This window comes from Citrobacter sp. U14242, assembly GCF_046555775.1.
GTDB lineage: Bacteria > Pseudomonadota > Gammaproteobacteria > Enterobacterales > Enterobacteriaceae > Citrobacter.
This window is the reverse complement of sequence record NZ_JBKGLW010000020.1, coordinates 38562-56646: the sequence shown is the minus strand read 5'-3', so window position 1 is coordinate 56646 and position 18085 is coordinate 38562. Positions and strand designations below refer to the sequence as shown.

Below are 18085 nucleotides of genomic sequence, written 5' to 3'. Positions count from 1 at the left end.
AGCTGTTGGCGGTATTGATAGCGTCCTGCTTAGCGGTATCAGTATAGCTGTTGGCGGTGTTGATAGCGTCCTGCTTAGCGGTATCAGTATAGCTGTTGGCGGTGTTGATAGCGTCCTGCTTAGCGGTATCAGTATAGCTGTTGGCGGTATTGATAGCGTTCTGCGTAGCGGTATCAGTATAGCTGTTGGCGGTATTGATAGCGTCCTGCTTAGCGGTATCAGTATAGCTGTTGGCGGTGTCGATAGCGTTCTGCGTAGCGGTATCAGTATAGCTGTTGGCGGTATTGATAGCGTCCTGCTTAGCGGTATCAGTATAGCTGTTGGCGGTGTTGATAGCGTCCTGCTTAGCGGTATCAGTATATGATTTACTGTCAGCAGTGCTGTTTGCGATATCTTGAGATAAACCCGTTGCAACATCGTCTACGTGATTGCTCAACTCGTTAATAGAACTGGTGTTCGCGGCGATATCTGTGGTGTTGGTCGTGGTACGGGTGTCAAGGTCTGCGATATCCGAAGCGTTATCGGCAATAGCGCTGGTGTTGGCTGCAGTTGCCGCAGTGTTGGTTGCAATTGCTGTGGTGTTGGCTGCAATTGCCGTGGTGTTGGCTGTAATCGCCGTGGTGTTATTTGTCGTACGGGTGTCAAGGTCTGCGATGTCTGAGGCGTTATCGGCAATAGCGCTGGTGTTGGCTGCAGTAGCCGCAGTGTTGGTTGCAATTGCCGCGGCGTTGGTTGCAATATCCGAGGCGTTATCGGCAATAGCGCTGGTGTTGGTTGCAATTGCCGCGGTGTTGGCTGTAATCGCTGTGGTGTTGTTTGTCGTACGGGTATCAAGATTTGTGGTACGGGTGTCAAGGTTTGTGATATCCGAGGTATTATCGGCAATCGCGCTGGTGTTGGCCGTGGTACGGGTGTCAAGGTCTGCGATGTCCGAGGCGTTATCGGCAATAGCGCTGGTGTTGGCTGCAGTAGCCGCTGTGTTGGCTGCAGTTGCTGCGGTGTTGGCTGTAATCGCCGCGGTGTTGGTTGCAATATTCGAGGCGTTATCGGCAATAGCGCTGGCGTTGGCTGCAGTAGCCGCCGTGTTGGTTGCAATTGCCGTGGTGTTAGCTGTAATCGCCGTGGTGTTGTTTGTGGTACGGGTATCAAGATTTGTGGTACGGGTGTCAAGGTCTGCGATATCCGAAGCGTTATCGGCAATAGCGCTGGTGTTGGCTGCAGTAGCCGCTGTGTTGGCTGCAGTTGCTGCGGTGTTGGCTGTAATCGCCGCAGTGTTGGTTGCAATATTCGAGGCGTTATCGGCAATCGCGCTGGTGTTGGTTGCAATTGCCGTGGTGTTGGCTGTAATCGCCGTGGTGTTGTTTGTCGTACGGGTATCAAGGTTAGTGGTACGAGTGTCAAGGTTTGAGATATCCGAGGTATTACCGGCTACTTCCCCTTCCAGGGTTCGAGTGGCAGCTGTCACTGCATCATCAACATATTTCTCGGTTGCATTATCGTCAGGTCCGGCAAAAACAACACTCGGTAATAATGCACATGAAACAACAATAGTAAGCGCGCTACGTTTAAAATTCATAATTGATAATCTCCGTATATATTATTATAAATTAACAAGACATCGCGATGTTAATTTATTCCTGATTGGATGGGGTTACTCTAATGCTATACGTCCTTGTTAATGTGTATAATAAGGCTTCTGCGTCTAACATCACGCGGATTATAAAGTTCTCATTTGTTAGTTCAATGCGATTATTTATTTTAGATGTGATTTTTTTTGTTTTTTGTATTTAAAAACAATGGGTAATGTCTTTTTTTTAAGGATTTCCTTGTTATTTTTTTAGGATTTACGCCCAAAAACCAGATGTGGCCATATAAAACATAGATAATTATTCTCTTGATGAATTTATTTTTTTTGTGTGAATTTTTTATGTGTCACATATTGGTAGTGTATTTATTGCTGGCTGTGTAATAAGTTGGTCTGAATATGAATGTTATATGTATATATTTGTCTTGGTATATACAATTATAAGGGGAAGTATGTGAGATAATTGGAACTCTATTAAAGGTTCCGGTATAAAATTGGACTGCCACCTAAAAGTTGGACGCTCCCGTTTTTTATGGCAAATCCAAAATATTCTCTCAGAACCAGAGAGGCTGTAGTCAGACACTACCCCTGCGGTAATGATGGGACACGACAAACCGCAGAGTACTTTGGCGTTAAAATAACGTCAGTGTTAATGTGTACAAATTCTAAGACCAGAAAGGACTTCTGAGTATAAAACGCGGCCGGGGCAAACCAATGTCAAAACAACCAATGACATCCCCACTTACCGATGCGGGACTGGAAAAGCGCTATCCTGAAGAATTACGGGCTGAACTCTGTTATTTGCAATACCCATTACGACAACAACGAGCGGGTGAGCTTTAAATTACAAGGCCTGAGCCCGGTAGAATACCGAACCCAGGCCCTGAACGCCGCTGTCCCACACTTTATGAGTGCAGACTATAATCCTGAGCCTTTTGTTAGGCCTCGTTTTCCGCCAGTTCACGCAGATACTGGAAGATCTGACGTGCTGATTTCGGCGGCTTGTTGCCTTCTTTCTCTTTCTTCGCATTACGAACCAGAGAGCGAAGCTGCTGGCGATCGGCGGTTGGCCACAGGTTCAGCACTTCTTCTACGGCATCATCACCTTCGACGATCAGGCGATCGCGCAGTTGCTCAAGCTTGTGAAACAGCACAACCTGTTGGTTGTGGCGGTTTTTTAGCTTGTCCAGTGCCTGGCGGATTGGATCGACATCGCGCTGGCGCAACATCTTACCAATGAGCTGCAGCTGGCGGCGGCGTCCTTCCATCTTAATACGCTGGGCCAACTCAATTGCGGCACGTAAATCCGCATCGAGCGGGATTTTATCCAGCGCGTTTTTCCCCAGTTCGACCAGTTCCACACCCAGGCGTTTTAACTCCTCGGCGTCACGTTTAATTTCACTTTTACTGACCCAGATAATTTCATCGTCTTCGTCTTCGATGTCATCACCGGGAACGTCGTCGAGCCAGTCTTCGGGCTGCTTAGTCATGTCAGGCTCCTTAAAAAAAGAGGCTAATGTTACCAGTTAAGATGCGCACTGAAAAACGGTTCTCTGTTAGACTTCAGAGAAACTCTCTCTACATTATGGCATTTGCGATGAAAGTAATCTCACAAGTTGAAGCGCAGCGTAAGATTCTGGAAGAAGCAGTCTCGACAGCACTGGAATTAGCGTCAGGTCAGTCGGATGGCGCGGAAGTCGCTGTAAGCAAGACCACGGGTATTAGCGTCAGCACCCGTTATGGTGAAGTGGAGAACGTAGAATTCAATAGCGATGGTGCGCTGGGGATTACGGTTTATCACCAGAACCGTAAGGGCAGCGCATCGTCCACCGATTTAAGCCCGCAGGCGATTGCGCGTACCGTGCAGGCCGCGCTGGATATCGCCCGTTACACTTCACCGGATCCGTGCGCAGGCGTGGCGGATAAAGAACTGCTGGCCTTTGATGCACCCGATTTAGACCTGTTCCATCCGGCGGAGGTCTCGCCTGATGAAGCTATCGAACTGGCAGCGCGTGCTGAGCAAGCGGCGTTGCAGGCCGATAAGCGCATTACTAATACCGAAGGCGGCAGCTTTAACAGCCACTATGGTATCAAAGTGTTTGGTAACAGCCATGGCATGTTGCAGGGCTACTGCTCCACGCGTCACTCGCTTTCCAGCTGTGTTATCGCAGAAGAAAATGGCGACATGGAACGCGATTATGCCTACACCATTGGCCGGGCGATGGGCGATCTGCAAACGCCGGAATGGGTGGGGGCCGACTGTGCGCGTCGCACCTTATCCCGCTTGTCGCCGCGTAAGCTCTCCACCATGAAAGCACCGGTTATTTTCGCCAATGAAGTGGCGACCGGATTGTTTGGACACTTGGTTGGCGCGATTGCCGGTGGATCGGTATATCGCAAATCCACCTTCCTGCTGGACTCGCTGGGCAAACAAATCCTGCCGGAATGGTTGACCATTGAAGAGCACCCGCACCTGCTGAAAGGGCTGGCGTCTTCGCCGTTCGACAGCGAAGGCGTACGGACTGAACGTCGCGACATTATCAAAGACGGTGTGCTGACCCAGTGGCTGCTGACCAACTACTCTGCGCGTAAGCTGGGGCTTAAGAGCACCGGCCATGCTGGCGGTATTCACAACTGGCGAATTCCGGGGCAGGGACTAAGCTTCGAGCAGTTGCTCAAAGAGATGGGCACCGGCCTGGTGGTGACTGAGCTGATGGGGCAGGGCGTGAGCGGTATTACCGGAGATTACTCGCGCGGCGCGGCGGGCTTCTGGGTTGAAAATGGCGAAATTCAGTACCCGGTGAGCGAAATTACCATCGCCGGTAACTTAAAAGATATGTGGCGAAATATCGTCACTGTCGGTAATGATATTGAAACCCGCAGCAATATACAGTGTGGTTCGGTACTGTTGCCGGAGATGAAGATCGCCGGGCAGTAATACCCGTCATACTTCAAGCTGCTGCTCGAATGATTTAGGGTATCTGGCGTTATTTTTTAATAATAAAAAGGAAGTGAGCAATGCGTAAACACCTGTTAGCGATCGTCGCGGCTTCAACGCTGGTTCTTGGTTCTTCTGCCTTTGCAGCCGATCTTGAAGACGACATGGGGATCCTCAACGACAACCTGAAGATCGTTGAAAAAACGGATAACGCGACCGAGCTAAAAGATGCGTTAACTAAAATGCGGACAGCTGCGCTGGATGCACAGAAGGGAACGCCGCCGAAGCTGGAAAGCAAATCCCCTGATAGCCCGGAGATGAAAGATTTCCGCCACGGTTTTGACACGCTGATCGGTCAGATCGACGGTGCGCTGAAACTGGCAAATGAAGGTAAAGTCTCAGAGGCGAAAGCCGCTGCGGAAGAGCTGAAAACAACCCGCAACGCTTACCACAAAAAGTACCGCTAATGTGTTGTATCCGGCCTGTGTAGTCTGCAGGTCGGATAAACCGCCATCGCGTCGCTATCTGGCAACACAATTCCCCATAAGTAAACGCTATACCCATCACATTTTTTCATTTTTATCGTCCACGCATTGTTCGTTCTGGCCTCCACTTTCCTTGTTTTTCTTGCGATCTTAATCACATTATTCCAGCGATAAATCGCGAATCCCGTCCTTTTTGCGGCACAGATCACTGTCGCTGTGCCCCTTTCCACTTCGAAGTGGAAAACAACTCGCTACAAACTTTTAACCTCCACCGCTACTTTACCCTCAGAGCCATTAGTGGGGTATGACGAGTGAATAACGGAGCTGTAATGAATGACATGGGGGAATCGGTGGAACTGGCCGACCGCATGCTGGCGCAGGTGTATGCCTTGCTGCGTGAACGCCACATTATTCCCAACGCTGTACAGGAACAGATGCTGACGTCGCACGTTCGCGCCATGGCGCACCGCTCGGTCACGGGTGAACCGCTACCTGAAGTCGATGCCAGCTTATTTGATGAAATATCTGCCGAATCAATGGCGCTTGCCCGCGACGTCGTCGCCGAGTTTGGCAATCTTCCTGAGGAAGAGGCCTGGCTGCTGTCGGTGCACTTCGAAGTCGCGAAAGACAACCTTTAAGGAGCAAAAGATGGAACAGATTACCGTAGTGATTGGCGATCGTCTGGGTAAAGGCCAGAAAGTGGCGGCAGGCGTCGAGAAAGCAGGCGGTCGCGCGGTTGTGGTACCGGGTGTTGCCGCTGATATGAAGCTGGGCGATGTGATGAAAGCGGAAAATGCCACCTTTGGCATCTCGTTTTGCGGCAGCGGCGGCGCGGGGGCTATCACCGCACAGACTAAATACGGCTACAAGGCGAAATATGGTATGCGCTCGGTTGAAGAGGGTGTGACCGCCATCAACGAAGGTTGCAACGTGTTGGGGTTCGGCTTTATGGACAAAGAAGAGCTCGGCGAGCGCCTGGTACAGGCGTGGCAAAAGAAACACGGCGCTTAAGCATGAAAGAGCAATTCACCACCACGGTGAGAGTCACTGGCAAGGGCGAAGCCAAAGCGCGCGCCTTTGCCGATGCCCTGAACCACGTTCAGGCTGCGGTGATGAAAGTATCGCCGCATATCTTACTGCGTATTGAGCCACAGGATGTGCAGGTCGTTCAAGCGCGTGAAACAGTGCGTAAAGAGGCGTTTTTATTCCTCTTTCTACGCCGGGAAAGACGCACTTTCAGCGTGGAGCTGGATGTGACGGTCAACGTGACTGCCATCAATCTCGACAAGGTGGATTTCGTTACGCAACGCTGATTTTCTATTAAAAGGCATAATTATGTTCCTGATAATATTAATAAAATCGCTCATCATCGGCGCGCTGGTTGGCGTCGGTGTCGGCGCTGGGGCTGCACGCATGTTTCATGCGCCTACCACTCAAGGGATGGGCGCATTTCGTACCCTGGGGGAACTGAATTCCTGTGAAGGGGATCCGGCTTCTCACTTCTCGTTCGGCCTGGGTTTCTTCTTTAACGCCTGGGCTTCTTCCGTTGCGGCGGGGGCGTTCACTCAGGACGTTGACCACCGCATCATCCCCAACTGGGGTGCCGCCGCGCTGATGATCAAAAATCGCAACGTGGGTGAAACGCTGCACGATCCTAAACGCATGGCGATTGCTTGTGGCGTCATTGGCATGATCGTTGTGACGTTCCTGAACCTTACCGCATCCTCCGTACCCGAAGCATTGCAGGTTACCGCCGTTAAGGTGCTGGTTCCCGCAGCCAACCTGCTGGTCAACACGGTAATGCCGGTGATCTTCTGGCTGGCGGCGATCGATGCCGGTAAAAAATCTGGCTTCTGGGCGACCGTTTTCGGTGGTGCAGCACAGTTGATTATGGGCAACGCCGTTCCGGGTCTGGTCCTCGGTATCCTGATTGGTAAAGGCGTTGAAGAGAGCGGCTGGAACCACGTCACCAAAGTGATGATGGTGGCTATCGTCGCGCTGTTCGTCCTGAGCGGCTTCTTCCGCGGATTCGATATGAAGATGATCGAATCTTTCCATCTGACCGTGCCTAACTGGCTGGAACTGATCCACAACTCGCTCAGCGGCAAATAACGGAGGCCATCATGGAACAAAATAAAGGTTTTTGGTTTGCCGACTGGTCGTTCCCGATCTTCGTTGGTTTGCTCTCTTCTGGCGTCTTTGCCGGAACGCACATGTACTACCTGTATGGCATTGGTGCATTTAACGAAGTGGCATTCGTGGCGATGCTGAAAGCGGGAATGGACACCGGCTCCTACGGCGCGGTAGCGGCGTTTGGCGCAAGTTTCTTGTTTGCCCGCATCATTGAAGGATCTCTGGTGGGGATCCTGGACATCGGCGGGGCGATTCAGACCGGTGTTGGGTTAGGCGTTCCGGCGCTGCTACTGGGTGCGGGCATTATTTTCCCGGTTGCCAATTTTGCCGCCTCACTGGTCACCGGTCTGGTGATTGGTCTGGCGATTGGCTACATCATCATTCTGGCGCGTAAGTTCACCATCAATCAGAGCGACTCGACCTACGGGGCTGACGTGATGATGGGGGCCGGTAACGCCTCCGGCCGCTTCCTTGGGCCGTTGATTATCCTCAGTGCCATGACGGCATCTATTCCTATCGGGATCGGCTCTCTGGCTGGCGCACTGCTGTTTTACCTGTGGCAGAAACCAATCACCGGCGGGGCGATCCTTGGGGCGATGATCCTCGGTTCGATCTTCCCGATTGCCATTAGCTAACTGTTGATTTGTAGGCCGGATAAGGCGGTTGCGCCGCCATCCGGCAAAGGAGAGTGCGATGTTTGATTTACTCCTGCGCCATGCGCGTCTGGTTGACGATACGGTGAGTGATATTGCGCTCAAGGACGGCAAAATTGCGGCGCTGGGCGACATTGATAGCCCGGCGGCGAACATCATCGACTTACGCGGCGAGTGCTACGTCAGCGCAGGCTGGATTGATTCCCACGTCCACTGTTATCCCAAATCCCCGATTTATCATGACCAACCCGACAGCGTCGGCATTGCCACTGGCGTCACCACGGTGGTCGATGCGGGCAGTACTGGCGCTGATGATATTGACGATTTTTACACGCTGACGCGCGATGCAGCCACTGAGGTTTATGCGCTGCTGAATATCTCACGCGTTGGGCTTATTGCCCAAAACGAACTGGCCAATATGGCCAATATCGACGCCGATGCGGTGCAGCAGGCGCTGAAACGCCACCCCGATTTTATCGTGGGTCTGAAGGCGCGCATGAGCAGCAGCGTGGTCGGTGAAAATGGCATTACACCGCTGGATCGGGCTAAAGAGATGCAGGCGCAAAACGGTGACCTGCCGCTGATGGTGCACATCGGCAACAATCCCCCGGATCTGGATGAGATTGCCGAGCGCCTGATGGCGGGCGACATCATCACCCACTGCTACAACGGCAAGCCAAACCGCATTCTGACACCGGAAGGTGAACTGCGTGCGTCGGTGACACGGGCGATTTCGCGCGGCGTGCGTCTGGATGTTGGGCACGGTACTGCCAGCCTGAGCTTTGCGGTGGCGAAACGCGCTATCGAACTGGGTGTTCTGCCGCACACCATTAGCTCCGACATTTACTGCCGTAACCGCATCAGCGGCCCGGTGCATTCCCTGGCGAACGTGATGTCGAAGTTTCTCGCTATCGGCATGTCGCTACCACAGGTCATTGAGTGCGTGACCGCCAATGCCGCCGACGGTTTGCGCCTGAAACATAAAGGTCGGCTGCAGGTTGGTCTGGATGCTGATCTGACCCTCTTTACGCTGAAACGCCAGCCAGGCGTGCTGGTAGATGCCGAAAATGACAGCCTGCAGGCTGAACAACTGCTGGTGCCGCTTGCCGCAATACGTGCGGGTAAGGGCTATTTGACCGAACAAGGGAGCGCGGAACATGCCTTCAATTTTTGAGAAGTACCATTTAAAACAGGTGATTAATACATCCGGTCGCATGACGGCGCTGGGTGTCTCCACACCACGACCGGAAGTGGTTCAGGCTGCGATGGCGGGGATGAATCAATACTTCGAAATGAAAGATCTGGTCAATAAGACAGGTGAGTACATTGCGAAGTTACTGGATGTGGAAGGGGCTACCGTCGTTTCCTGTGCCTCGGCAGGGATTGCCCAGTCGGTGGCGGCGGTGCTGGTTAAAGACAGTGACTGGCTATTGGAAAACCTGCACGTGACGCCTGTCGACAACAACGAAATCGTGCTACCCAAAGGCCACAACGTTAACTTCGGCGCCCCGGTTGGCGCGATGGTGGCGCTCGGCGGCGGTAAGGTAGTGGAAGCGGGCTATGCCAACGAATGTTCGGCAGCGCAGCTGGCTGCGGCTATTACACCACGCACGGCGGCAATTCTGTATATCAAATCGCACCACTGTGTACAGAAAAGCATGCTCAGCGTGGAGCAGGCTGCGGTGGTTGCACGCACGCATAACCTACCGTTGATCGTCGATGCGGCGGCGGAAGAGGATTTGCAATGTTACTACCGTGTCGGTGCGGACCTGGTCATTTACAGCGGTGCGAAGGCGATCGAAGGGCCAACCAGTGGTCTGGTGATTGGCAAAACGCAGTATGTTGAATGGGTCAAACGCCAGACGGCGGGCATTGGCCGGGCAATGAAGGTCGGCAAAGAAGGCATCCTCGGTTTGACCTGCGCTATCGAACTGTACCTAAGCGCGCAGAAAGAGAGCGGCGCGGAGATGGTAGAAAAAATGACGCCGTTTATAGCGGCGTTGAATGCCCTTAATGGCGTGAGCGCTCGTGTCGTGTGGGATAGTGCAGGGCGTGACATTGCACGTACAGAAATTAAGTTTGACGAAGCGGTAACCGGTATCGCCACGGGCGAACTGGTCGACGCGCTGAAACAGGGGGAGTATGCGATTTACTTCCGTGGTTACAAAGCTAATGAAGGCATCATCGAGGCGGATGTGCGCAGCGTCGATCGCGCGCAACTGGAGATTGTGGCTCGCCGGATTGCTGAAGTGATTTCGCAGGAGAAAAAAGCATGAAATTAACCCCTAATTTTTACCGCGATCGCGTCTGTCTGAACGTGTTGGCGGGCTGTAAAGAGAACGCCCAGGATATTTATGCGGCGGCGGAAGGCCATGTGCTGGTTGGCGTGCTGTCTAAAAATTACCCCAACGTCGAAAGCGCGGTGGCGGATATGCGTGAATACGCGGCGCTTATTGACAACGCACTGTCTGTGGGGCTGGGGGCGGGCGATCCGAACCAGTCGGCGATGGTCAGTGAGATCTCCCGCCTGGTGCAGCCTCAGCATGTTAATCAGGTCTTTACCGGCGTGGCAACCAGCCGTGCGCTATTGGGACAGCATGATACGGTTGTCAATGGTCTGGTATCGCCAACGGGTACGCCGGGAAGGGTGAAAATTTCCACCGGGCCTTTGAGCAGCCAGACACCGGACGGCATTGTGCCGGTCGAAACCGCGATTGCTCTGCTCAAAGACATGGGGGGGAGCTCAATTAAGTACTTTCCGATGGGCGGTCTGAAATGCCGTGACGAATACATCGCGGTCGCGCAGGCCTGTGCTCGTCACGACTTCTGGCTTGAGCCTACTGGCGGCATAGACCTGGACAATTTCGCTGAAATCCTGCAGATCGCCCTTGATGCCGGAGTGAGCAAAATCATTCCTCACATCTATAGTTCGATTATTGATAAGGTGAGTGGTGATACCCGTCCGCAGGACGTTCGCCAACTGCTGGCGATCACCCGCACCTGCGTAGGCTAATTAACTGATGAGGAAACTGATGTGAGATTCCCCAACCAACGTTTAGCGCAGCTTTTTGACATGCTGCAAAACGAGGCGCTCCCGCAGGATGAGCTGGCGCAGCGGTTGTCGGTTTCTACACGCACCGTACGTGCAGATATTACGGCGCTAAACGCGCTGCTTACTCAGTATGGTGCACAGTTTATTCTCAGCAGGGGCAGCGGTTATCAGCTTAAAATTGATGACCCGGCAAGTTATCACTCTCTGCAAACGCAGCAGCCTGAAACGTTGCTGCGCATCCCGCGAACCAGCCAGGAGCGGGTACACTGGCTGGTGGTCCGTTTTCTGACGTCGGCCTTTTCGCTGAAGCTTGAAGATTTAGCTGATGAATGGTTTATCAGTCGTGCGACGCTGCAAAATGATATGGCCGAAGTCCGTGAACACCTGCAACGTTATCGTCTGACGCTGGAAACCCGGCCCCGGCATGGGATGAAATTGTTTGGCAGCGAAATGGCGATCCGTGCTTGTTTAACTGACCTGCTGTGGACGCTGGCTCAGCAAGACCCCCAGCACCCATTGGTAACGGAAGAGGCGCTTAATGCCGGGATACCTGAGCAGCTACAGCCGGTTCTACAGGATATTTTTGCCCGTTTTCATATTCGTCTGACCGATGAGGGCGAGCTGTTTCTGCGCTTGTACTGTGCGGTGGCTATCCGGCGGATTAGCGAAGGGTATCCACTGCCTGAATTTGCCGCTGAAGAAACTGAACAGGCGGTGTGCCTGGCGGCAAGAGAGATTGCGGGGATCTTGCACCAACTGGCAGACAAGCCGCTTTCCGAGTATGAAGAAAACTGGCTTCAGGTACATATTGCCGCCCGTCAGGTACAGGAAATTGCGCCCAGCGCCATTAATGCCGATGATGGCGAAGCACTGGTCAATTACATCCTGCGTTTTATCAACACCCAGTACAACTACAACCTGCTGAATGACCAGCAGTTGCATGCCGATCTGCTGACACATATTAAGACGATGATCACCCGGGTTCGCTACCAGATCATGATCCCTAATCCGTTGCTGGAAAATATTAAACAGCACTACCCGATGGCATGGGATATGACGCTGGCCGCCGTGTCAGGTTGGGGGAAATACACGCCGTATACCATCAGTGAAAATGAGATCGGCTTTCTGGTTCTGCATATTGGCGTTGGGCTGGAACGTAGTTACAACATCGGTTACCAGCGCCAGCCGCGTGTGCTGTTGGTCTGTGATGCGGGAAATGCGATGGTGCGGATGATTGAAGCGGTGCTGGCGCGAAAATATCCGCAGATTGATATTGTGGGCGCCGTGACGCTACGCGATTACGAACAGCGGGACAACATCAGTGAAGACTTCGTTATTTCTACTGCACGGATCGGTGAAAAAGATAAGCCTGTCGTGATGATTGCACCGTTTCCTACCGACTATCAACTGGAGCAGATCGGGAAACTGGTGCTGGTAGATCGAACCCGTCCGTGGATGCTGAACAAGTTTTTCGATGCCGCCCACTTTCGTGTTATCAACGGCACCATGGATCAGCAGACGCTGTTCAAAACGTTATGCCACCAGTTGCAGGATGAAGGTTTTGTCGACGCGGAGTTTCTTGATTCGGTTGTTGAACGTGAGGCCATTGTCAGCACGATGTTGGGTGACAGTATTGCCCTGCCGCATGCGCTCGGCTTGCTGGCAAAGAAAACGGTGGTCTACACCATCCTCGCCCCGCAGGGCATTGCCTGGGGCGATGACACGGCACACGTAATTTTCTTGCTCGCCATCAGCAAAAGCGAATACGAAGAAGCGATGGCGATCTACGATATCTTTGTCACTTTCCTGCGTGAACGCGCCATGACGCGGCTCTGTGCATGTCAGAATTTTGCCGAGTTCAAAACGGTTGCGATGGAATGTGTGAGTCGTTTTTGAGAGGCGTTTTCCAGAATTCGATGTAATGTGAATGTAATGCTAAACTGCATTACACATTCGATTCTACTGGAGGCATAATGGCCACGCTGAACGTCCGTCTGGATGAAAAACTCAAAAATGAGGCTTATGCCGTGCTGGAAAAACTGAACATTACGCCAACGGAAGCCGTGCGATTACTGTTTCAGTACGTCGCGGAAACGGGGCGCATGCCAGTGAAAACCGTTACCGTTAGCGACAGTGAAGATGCACTGATTCAGACAGCCCGGGAGAGGCTGGCCAGCCCGCAAAAGGGAATCAAGGTTAGTCTGGATGACTTATGAACTGGAATTCGACCCGAGAGCCTTAAAGGAGTGGCATAAATTGGGTGATACGGTGAAGGCTCAGTTTAAGAAGAAGTTGGCCGGCGTGTTGTTGAACCCCAGAATTGACTCTGCCCGTTTAAACGCTCTTCCAGATTGCTATAAAATTAAGCTTAAGTCGTCCGGCTATCGTCTGGTGTACCAGGTTCGGGATGAGGTTGTGATCGTGTTTGTTGTCGCGGTCGGCAAGCGAGAACATTCAGCCGTTTATCACGATGCAAACAAACGGCTTTAGCGATTAACGCAAATGATGTACAACCTGGTTGCTGCTGCCGCGCCAGATCAGCGCCGGGTCTTTAAGATCCTGCACAAACTTGCCATCGACCAGTACGTTGATGAGATCGACCACCTGCATCTGCGCGGCGTTGAGTTCATCAAGCTTGTAGCCGGTCCACACCCAGATATCTTTCCCCGGACACTCAGCGCGAATACGCTGTACCAGTTTCAGGATATCCGGCACGTTTTGCGGATGCAGCGGATCGCCTCCGGACAGTGAAATACCCTGGCGATGAATGCGCGTGTCGTTCAGATCGGCAATGATCTTGTCTTCCATCTCCCGGGTAAACGGCATGCCGGAGTTCAACCGCCAGGTACTTTTGTTATAGCAGCCAGGGCATTCATGTACGCAGCCTGAAACAAACAGGGTGCAGCGAGTGCCGGGGCCGTTAACGATATCGACGGGATAGTACTGGTGAAAGTTCATAGCGTGTAACCATGCCCGGTAAGCGTAGCGCCACCGGGCGTTAACGTGGTAGGTGATTAACCGATCTGCCCGTTGCCTAAATGCTTAACGCGGCGCTTCACTTCTTCCTGCTTACCGGCGTTAAACGGACGGGCGTCCGGGCTACCTAAGTAACCGCAAACACGACGGGTTACCGATACGCGCGCGGCGTCGTGGTTACCACATTTCGGGCAGGTGAAGCCTTTGCTGGTGCATTCGAACTCACCGGTAAAGCCACATTCGTAGCACTCATCGATTGGCGTGTTGGTCCCGTAATACGGCACGTGCTGGTAGCTGTAATCCCACACGTCTTCCAGCGCTTTCAGGTTGTGCTGAATATTCGGATACTCGCCGTAGCAAATGAAGCCTCCGCTCGCCAGTGGCGGGTACGGCGCTTCGAAATCGATTTTGTCGTACGGGTTCACCTTCTTCTCTACATCAAGGTGGAAGCTGTTGGTGTAGTAACCTTTGTCGGTTACGCCTGGCACCACACCAAATTCGGCGGTATCGAGGCGGCAGAAACGGTCGCACAGGTTTTCGCTCGGTGTGCTGTACAGGCTGAAACCGTAGCCGGTCTCGTCTTTCCACTGATCAACAGCCTGACGCAGACGTTCGACAATGGCGATACCTTTGGCGCGCAGCTCTTCGCTGTCGTACAGGTGCTTATCACCAAACAGCGCGTTAATGGTCTCGTGAATGCCGATGTAACCCAGAGAGATGGATGCGCGGCCATTTTTAAAAATTTCAGACACATCATCGTCCGCTTTCAGGCGAACACCACAGGCACCTTCCATATACAGGATTGGCGCAACGCGGGCTTTCACACCTTCCAGACGTGCAATACGGGTCATCAGCGCTTTACGTGCCAGAATCAGACGGTCGTCGAGCAGCTTCCAGAAGGTGGTTTCGTCACCATGGGCTTCCAGCGCGATGCGTGGCAGGTTCAGGCTAATAACGCCAAGGTTGTTACGTCCGTCGTGAACCTGTTCGCCGTTCTCGTTTTCCCAGACACCAAGGAAGCTACGGCAGCCCATTGGGGTTTTGAACGAACCGGTGACTTTCACTACCTGATCGTAGTTCAGGATATCCGGGTACATACGCTTGCTTGCGCATTCCAGCGCCAGCTGTTTAATGTCGTAGTTCGGATCGCCAAACTTGTGGTTCAAACCGTCACGAATCGCGAATACCAGTTTCGGGAAGACGGCTGTTTTACGGTTTTTACCCAGTCCCGCGATGCGGTTACGCAGAATGGACTGCTGGATCAAACGTGATTCCCAACTGGTTCCCAGGCCAAAACCAAAGGTGACGAACGGTGTCTGACCATTAGCGGTATGCAGGGTATTCACTTCATACTCGAGGGACTGGAATGCGTCATAGCACTCTTTCTCGGTACGAGAATGTGCATAACCGTCGGCATTCGGGATCTGCCACTCTTCAGCGGTTTTACGGTGCTTGTTAAAGCTCTCGGTGACGAACGGCGCGAGAACTTCATCAATACGGTTGATCGTGGTGCCACCATAAATGTGGCTGGCAACCTGCGCGATGATTTGTGCCGTGACGGCGGTCGCGGTGGAGATGGATTTTGGCGGCTCAATCTCCGCGTTACCCATCTTAAAGCCCTGTGTCAGCATGCCTTTCAGGTCGATCAGCATGCAGTTAAACATCGGGAAGAACGGCGAGTAGTCGAGATCGTGATAGTGAATATCACCGCGCTCGTGTGCCTGAACGACATCACGCGGCAGCAGGTGCTGGCGCGCATAATGTTTGGCGACGATACCGGCCAGCAGGTCACGCTGGGTCGGGATCACTTTGCTGTCTTTATTGGCATTTTCATTCAGCAGAGCAGAGTTGGTTTGCTCAACCAGACCACGAATTTCCTGGTTCAGACGGCCACGTTTTTCACGCTGTATATCACGGTCGTGGCGATATTCGATGTACGCACGGGCGAGTTGTTTGTACGGACCAGACATCAGCTGGTTTTCTACCGCTGTCTGGATCTCGTTGATATCGACCTGGCTGCGCTCATTCATCTGACTACTAACGACTTCTGCGACGGTGGCACAGTAATCTGCGTCATCGACTCCCGCTGCTTTAGCTGCACGCAGAATGGCTTCTTTGATGCGCTCTGATTTAAACGGCACTTTACAGCCATCTCGTTTCATCACATGCGGTGTCATGATCACTCCATATTTATAAGAACAGGTTATCCACAGAGGCTGGGGAAGCGGCCATGGGGTTATTCATCTATCAGGCCAATGACTTCCCACAATCCTGACCCACTTTATCCACAATTCCACCGCTAACCGGGGAAATGTTGTTGTAGCAATTGTAGTCGATTAATACAACATATTGGGTCGGCGTGCATTTTAAGTTCTATATGTAGTGATTTGCATCAAGGATGTTTACGATTTATTTGATGTAGCGCAAAGTAAAAACTGGAGCGTACAGATGACGGGCAGTACAGCGATTGTAAATTGTAGTTAGAAAATTCTGATTAATTATTCAACAAAAACAGTAGGGTAAATGCAGTGTCAGCAGTGAAGCCCGGTAACGCTATACGTACCGGGCCTGACGCCAATTGCAAGCTATTTTTGCAGCCACCAGACTGCTTCAAATGGACGCAACGTCATGTCACCCGGTTGGCTGGCGACTTCGGCATAGTTGTGTATCAGCACCTGCCAGTTGCCGTCGGTATGAGTGGGTTGCCAGAGCTGGAAGGTGTTGCTCAGGTTGGCAACGACCAGCAGCCGTTGCCCTTGCCACTCGCGCTGATAGCACCATATGTGCGGGCTGTCAGGTATCAGATCCTGGTAGCTACCCCAGGTGATTACCGGTTCTGCTTTACGCAATGCGATCAGCTTCTGATAGGTATAGAACACCGAGTCGGCATCGCTCAGCGCGGTCGCCACGTTGATATCCGCTGCGTTGTCACACAGATTAATCCACGGCTCACCCTGGGTGAAGCCCGCGTGTTTGCTGGCGTCCCACTGCATCGGGGTACGGCTGTTATCGCGGGATTTACTGGCGAGGATCGCCAGTAAATCGTCAGCATCGCGTCCCTGACCGTTCAGTTCGGCAAACATGTTATGGCTTTCGACGTCGCGATAATCGGTTATCTGGCGGAAGTGTGGGTTGGTCATGCCAATCTCTTCCCCCTGATAGATATAAGGCGTGCCCTGCATCCCGTGCAGCACCATGGCCAGCATTTTGGCGGCAGGAACGCGGTATTTCTCTTCATCGCCAAAACGCGAAACGATACGCGGCTGGTCGTGGTTACACCAGAACAGCGCGTTCCAGGCCTGATTGTGCATTCCCTGCTGCCAGTGGCGGAACAGGGTTTTTAGCGCCACATAGTCGGGTTTTGCTAGCGTCCATTTCTCCCCATTGGGGTAATCGACTTTCAAATGGTGGAAGTTAAAGGTCATTGACAGTTCGCTGCCGTCCAGCGCGGCGTACTGCTGGCAATTTTCCAGCGTGGTGGAAGACATTTCGCCTACCGTCATCAGATTGCGTGGGGTGAATACGTCGCGGTTCATCTCACGCAAAAATTCATGTGCGCGTGGGCCGTCGGTATAAAAACGGCGTCCATCGCCGTCAGGATCGTTCGGGAACGCCTGATCCTTGGAGATAAGATTCACCACGTCGAGGCGCAGACCGTCCACGCCGCGATCGGCCCAGAACTCGCACACTTTTTTCAGCTCGGTGCGTACCGTCGGATTTTCCCAGTTCAGGTCGGCCTGCTCCGGGGCAAAGAGGTGCAGATAATACTGCTCGCTTTCGGCATGCCAGCTCCAGGCGCTACCGCCAAACTTGGAGCGCCAGTTATTTGGGCTGGCCTCTGACGTGCCATCGCGCCAGAGATAAAACTGACGATACGGACTGTCTTTATCCAGCGCCTCGCGAAACCAGGCGTGCTGTGTTGAAGTATGGTTAAACACCATATCAAGGATAATACGGATGCCGCGCACTTTTGCCTGCGCCACCAGTTCGTCGAAGTCTTCCAGCGTACCGTAGGCCGGGTCGACGGACGTGTAGTCAGCGACGTCGTATCCGTTATCAACCTGTGGAGATATATAGAAAGGGGTCAGCCATATCGCATCGACGCCCAGTTTTTGCAGGTAGTCGAGGCGCTTTGTTACACCGCGTAAATCGCCGGTGCCGCTGCCGGTCGTGTCCTGAAAGCTCTTGGGGTAAATTTGATAGATAACGCCGTTTTGCCACCAGTGTGGAATATTCATGGTTGTTTCCTGCAAATGCGATGGG

At 52.7% G+C, this 18085-nt stretch carries 18 protein-coding genes and 2 pseudogenes; 15 read left to right on the top strand and 5 right to left on the bottom strand.

Annotated features, from left to right (window positions below):
* Positions 1–1576, bottom strand: a pseudogene (locus ACLJXE_RS23500) (hypothetical protein); the annotation flags it as partial.
* Between the two features lie 723 nt (positions 1577–2299).
* Here ACLJXE_RS23500 and ACLJXE_RS23495 point away from each other — a divergent pair.
* A complete protein-coding gene (locus tag ACLJXE_RS23495; protein ID WP_410752186.1) occupies positions 2300–2428 on the top strand; it encodes a hypothetical protein in 129 nt (42 codons plus the stop codon).
* A pseudogene (locus tag ACLJXE_RS23490) lies at positions 2397–2480 on the top strand (IS3 family transposase); the annotation flags it as partial. The gene ACLJXE_RS23495 and the pseudogene ACLJXE_RS23490, both read left to right, overlap by 32 nt.
* A gap of 43 nt (positions 2481–2523) precedes the next feature.
* Here the strand turns inward: ACLJXE_RS23490 and yjgA are convergent.
* Positions 2524–3075, bottom strand: coding sequence for a ribosome biogenesis factor YjgA (yjgA, locus tag ACLJXE_RS23485; RefSeq protein ID WP_137378430.1), 552 nt, complete (start codon positions 3073–3075; stop codon positions 2524–2526).
* A gap of 95 nt (positions 3076–3170) precedes the next feature.
* On the opposite strand from yjgA, the gene pmbA reads away from it, so the two are divergent.
* The 13 genes from pmbA (at position 3171) to ACLJXE_RS23420 (ending at position 13336) form a co-directional block, all read left to right on the top strand.
* On the top strand, positions 3171–4523 hold the full coding sequence (gene pmbA, locus ACLJXE_RS23480) for a metalloprotease PmbA (RefSeq protein WP_410752185.1): 1353 nt from the start codon (positions 3171–3173) through the stop codon (positions 4521–4523).
* Between the two features lie 80 nt (positions 4524–4603).
* Entirely contained in the window at positions 4604–4990 is a 387-nt protein-coding gene (gene cybC / locus ACLJXE_RS23475; RefSeq protein WP_005134218.1) for a cytochrome b562, read from the top strand.
* Positions 4991–5337: 347 nt separating this feature from the next.
* Complete coding sequence (locus ACLJXE_RS23470; protein WP_016151467.1) at positions 5338–5646, top strand: PRD domain-containing protein; 309 nt, start codon at positions 5338–5340, stop codon at positions 5644–5646.
* Between the two features lie 10 nt (positions 5647–5656).
* The gene (locus ACLJXE_RS23465) at positions 5657–6019 is read left to right on the top strand and encodes an SFCGS family glycine-rich protein (RefSeq protein WP_002437459.1); all 363 of its coding nucleotides are present in this window, start codon (positions 5657–5659) and stop codon (positions 6017–6019) included.
* Positions 6020–6021: 2 nt separating this feature from the next.
* Positions 6022–6321, top strand: a complete 300-nt coding sequence (locus ACLJXE_RS23460; RefSeq protein WP_410752184.1) for a DUF4312 family protein — start codon at positions 6022–6024, stop codon at positions 6319–6321.
* A 22-nt stretch (positions 6322–6343) separates the two neighbouring features.
* The gene (locus tag ACLJXE_RS23455; RefSeq protein ID WP_003025764.1) at positions 6344–7120 is read left to right on the top strand and encodes a DUF4311 domain-containing protein; all 777 of its coding nucleotides are present in this window, start codon (positions 6344–6346) and stop codon (positions 7118–7120) included.
* Positions 7121–7131: 11 nt separating this feature from the next.
* On the top strand, positions 7132–7776 hold the full coding sequence (locus tag ACLJXE_RS23450) for a DUF4310 family protein (RefSeq protein WP_003830379.1): 645 nt from the start codon (positions 7132–7134) through the stop codon (positions 7774–7776).
* A gap of 58 nt (positions 7777–7834) precedes the next feature.
* Positions 7835–8968: an amidohydrolase/deacetylase family metallohydrolase gene (locus ACLJXE_RS23445; RefSeq protein WP_410752183.1), complete on the top strand. Its 1134-nt coding sequence runs from the start codon at positions 7835–7837 to the stop codon at positions 8966–8968.
* Positions 8952–10070 (top strand): DgaE family pyridoxal phosphate-dependent ammonia lyase, encoded by a 1119-nt coding sequence (locus ACLJXE_RS23440; protein WP_286630578.1) that lies wholly within the window; start codon positions 8952–8954, stop codon positions 10068–10070. Before ACLJXE_RS23445 ends, ACLJXE_RS23440 begins: the two co-directional genes overlap by 17 nt.
* Positions 10067–10807 (top strand): 2-dehydro-3-deoxy-phosphogluconate aldolase, encoded by a 741-nt coding sequence (gene dagF / locus ACLJXE_RS23435; protein ID WP_286630579.1) that lies wholly within the window; start codon positions 10067–10069, stop codon positions 10805–10807. The genes ACLJXE_RS23440 and dagF overlap by 4 nt, the downstream gene beginning before the upstream one ends.
* A 21-nt stretch (positions 10808–10828) precedes the next feature.
* Complete coding sequence (locus tag ACLJXE_RS23430) at positions 10829–12742, top strand: BglG family transcription antiterminator (protein ID WP_410752182.1); 1914 nt, start codon at positions 10829–10831, stop codon at positions 12740–12742.
* 77 nt (positions 12743–12819) lie between these two features.
* A complete protein-coding gene (locus ACLJXE_RS23425) occupies positions 12820–13062 on the top strand; it encodes a type II toxin-antitoxin system RelB/DinJ family antitoxin (RefSeq protein WP_286630581.1) in 243 nt (80 codons plus the stop codon).
* Positions 13052–13336, top strand: coding sequence for a type II toxin-antitoxin system RelE family toxin (locus tag ACLJXE_RS23420; protein ID WP_410752181.1), 285 nt, complete (start codon positions 13052–13054; stop codon positions 13334–13336). Before ACLJXE_RS23425 ends, ACLJXE_RS23420 begins: the two co-directional genes overlap by 11 nt.
* Positions 13337–13339: 3 nt before the next feature.
* On the opposite strand, the gene nrdG is transcribed toward ACLJXE_RS23420, so the two are convergent.
* The 3 genes from nrdG to treC all read right to left on the bottom strand — a co-directional run bounded on the left by nrdG (position 13340) and on the right by treC (position 18060).
* Complete coding sequence (gene nrdG / locus ACLJXE_RS23415; protein ID WP_286630583.1) at positions 13340–13804, bottom strand: anaerobic ribonucleoside-triphosphate reductase-activating protein; 465 nt, start codon at positions 13802–13804, stop codon at positions 13340–13342.
* A gap of 56 nt (positions 13805–13860) precedes the next feature.
* Positions 13861–15999, bottom strand: a complete 2139-nt coding sequence (gene nrdD, locus ACLJXE_RS23410; protein WP_286630584.1) for an anaerobic ribonucleoside-triphosphate reductase — start codon at positions 15997–15999, stop codon at positions 13861–13863.
* Positions 16000–16407: 408 nt separating this feature from the next.
* Positions 16408–18060, bottom strand: a complete 1653-nt coding sequence (gene treC, locus ACLJXE_RS23405; protein ID WP_410752180.1) for an alpha,alpha-phosphotrehalase — start codon at positions 18058–18060, stop codon at positions 16408–16410.
* Positions 18061–18085: the final 25 nt, after the last annotated feature.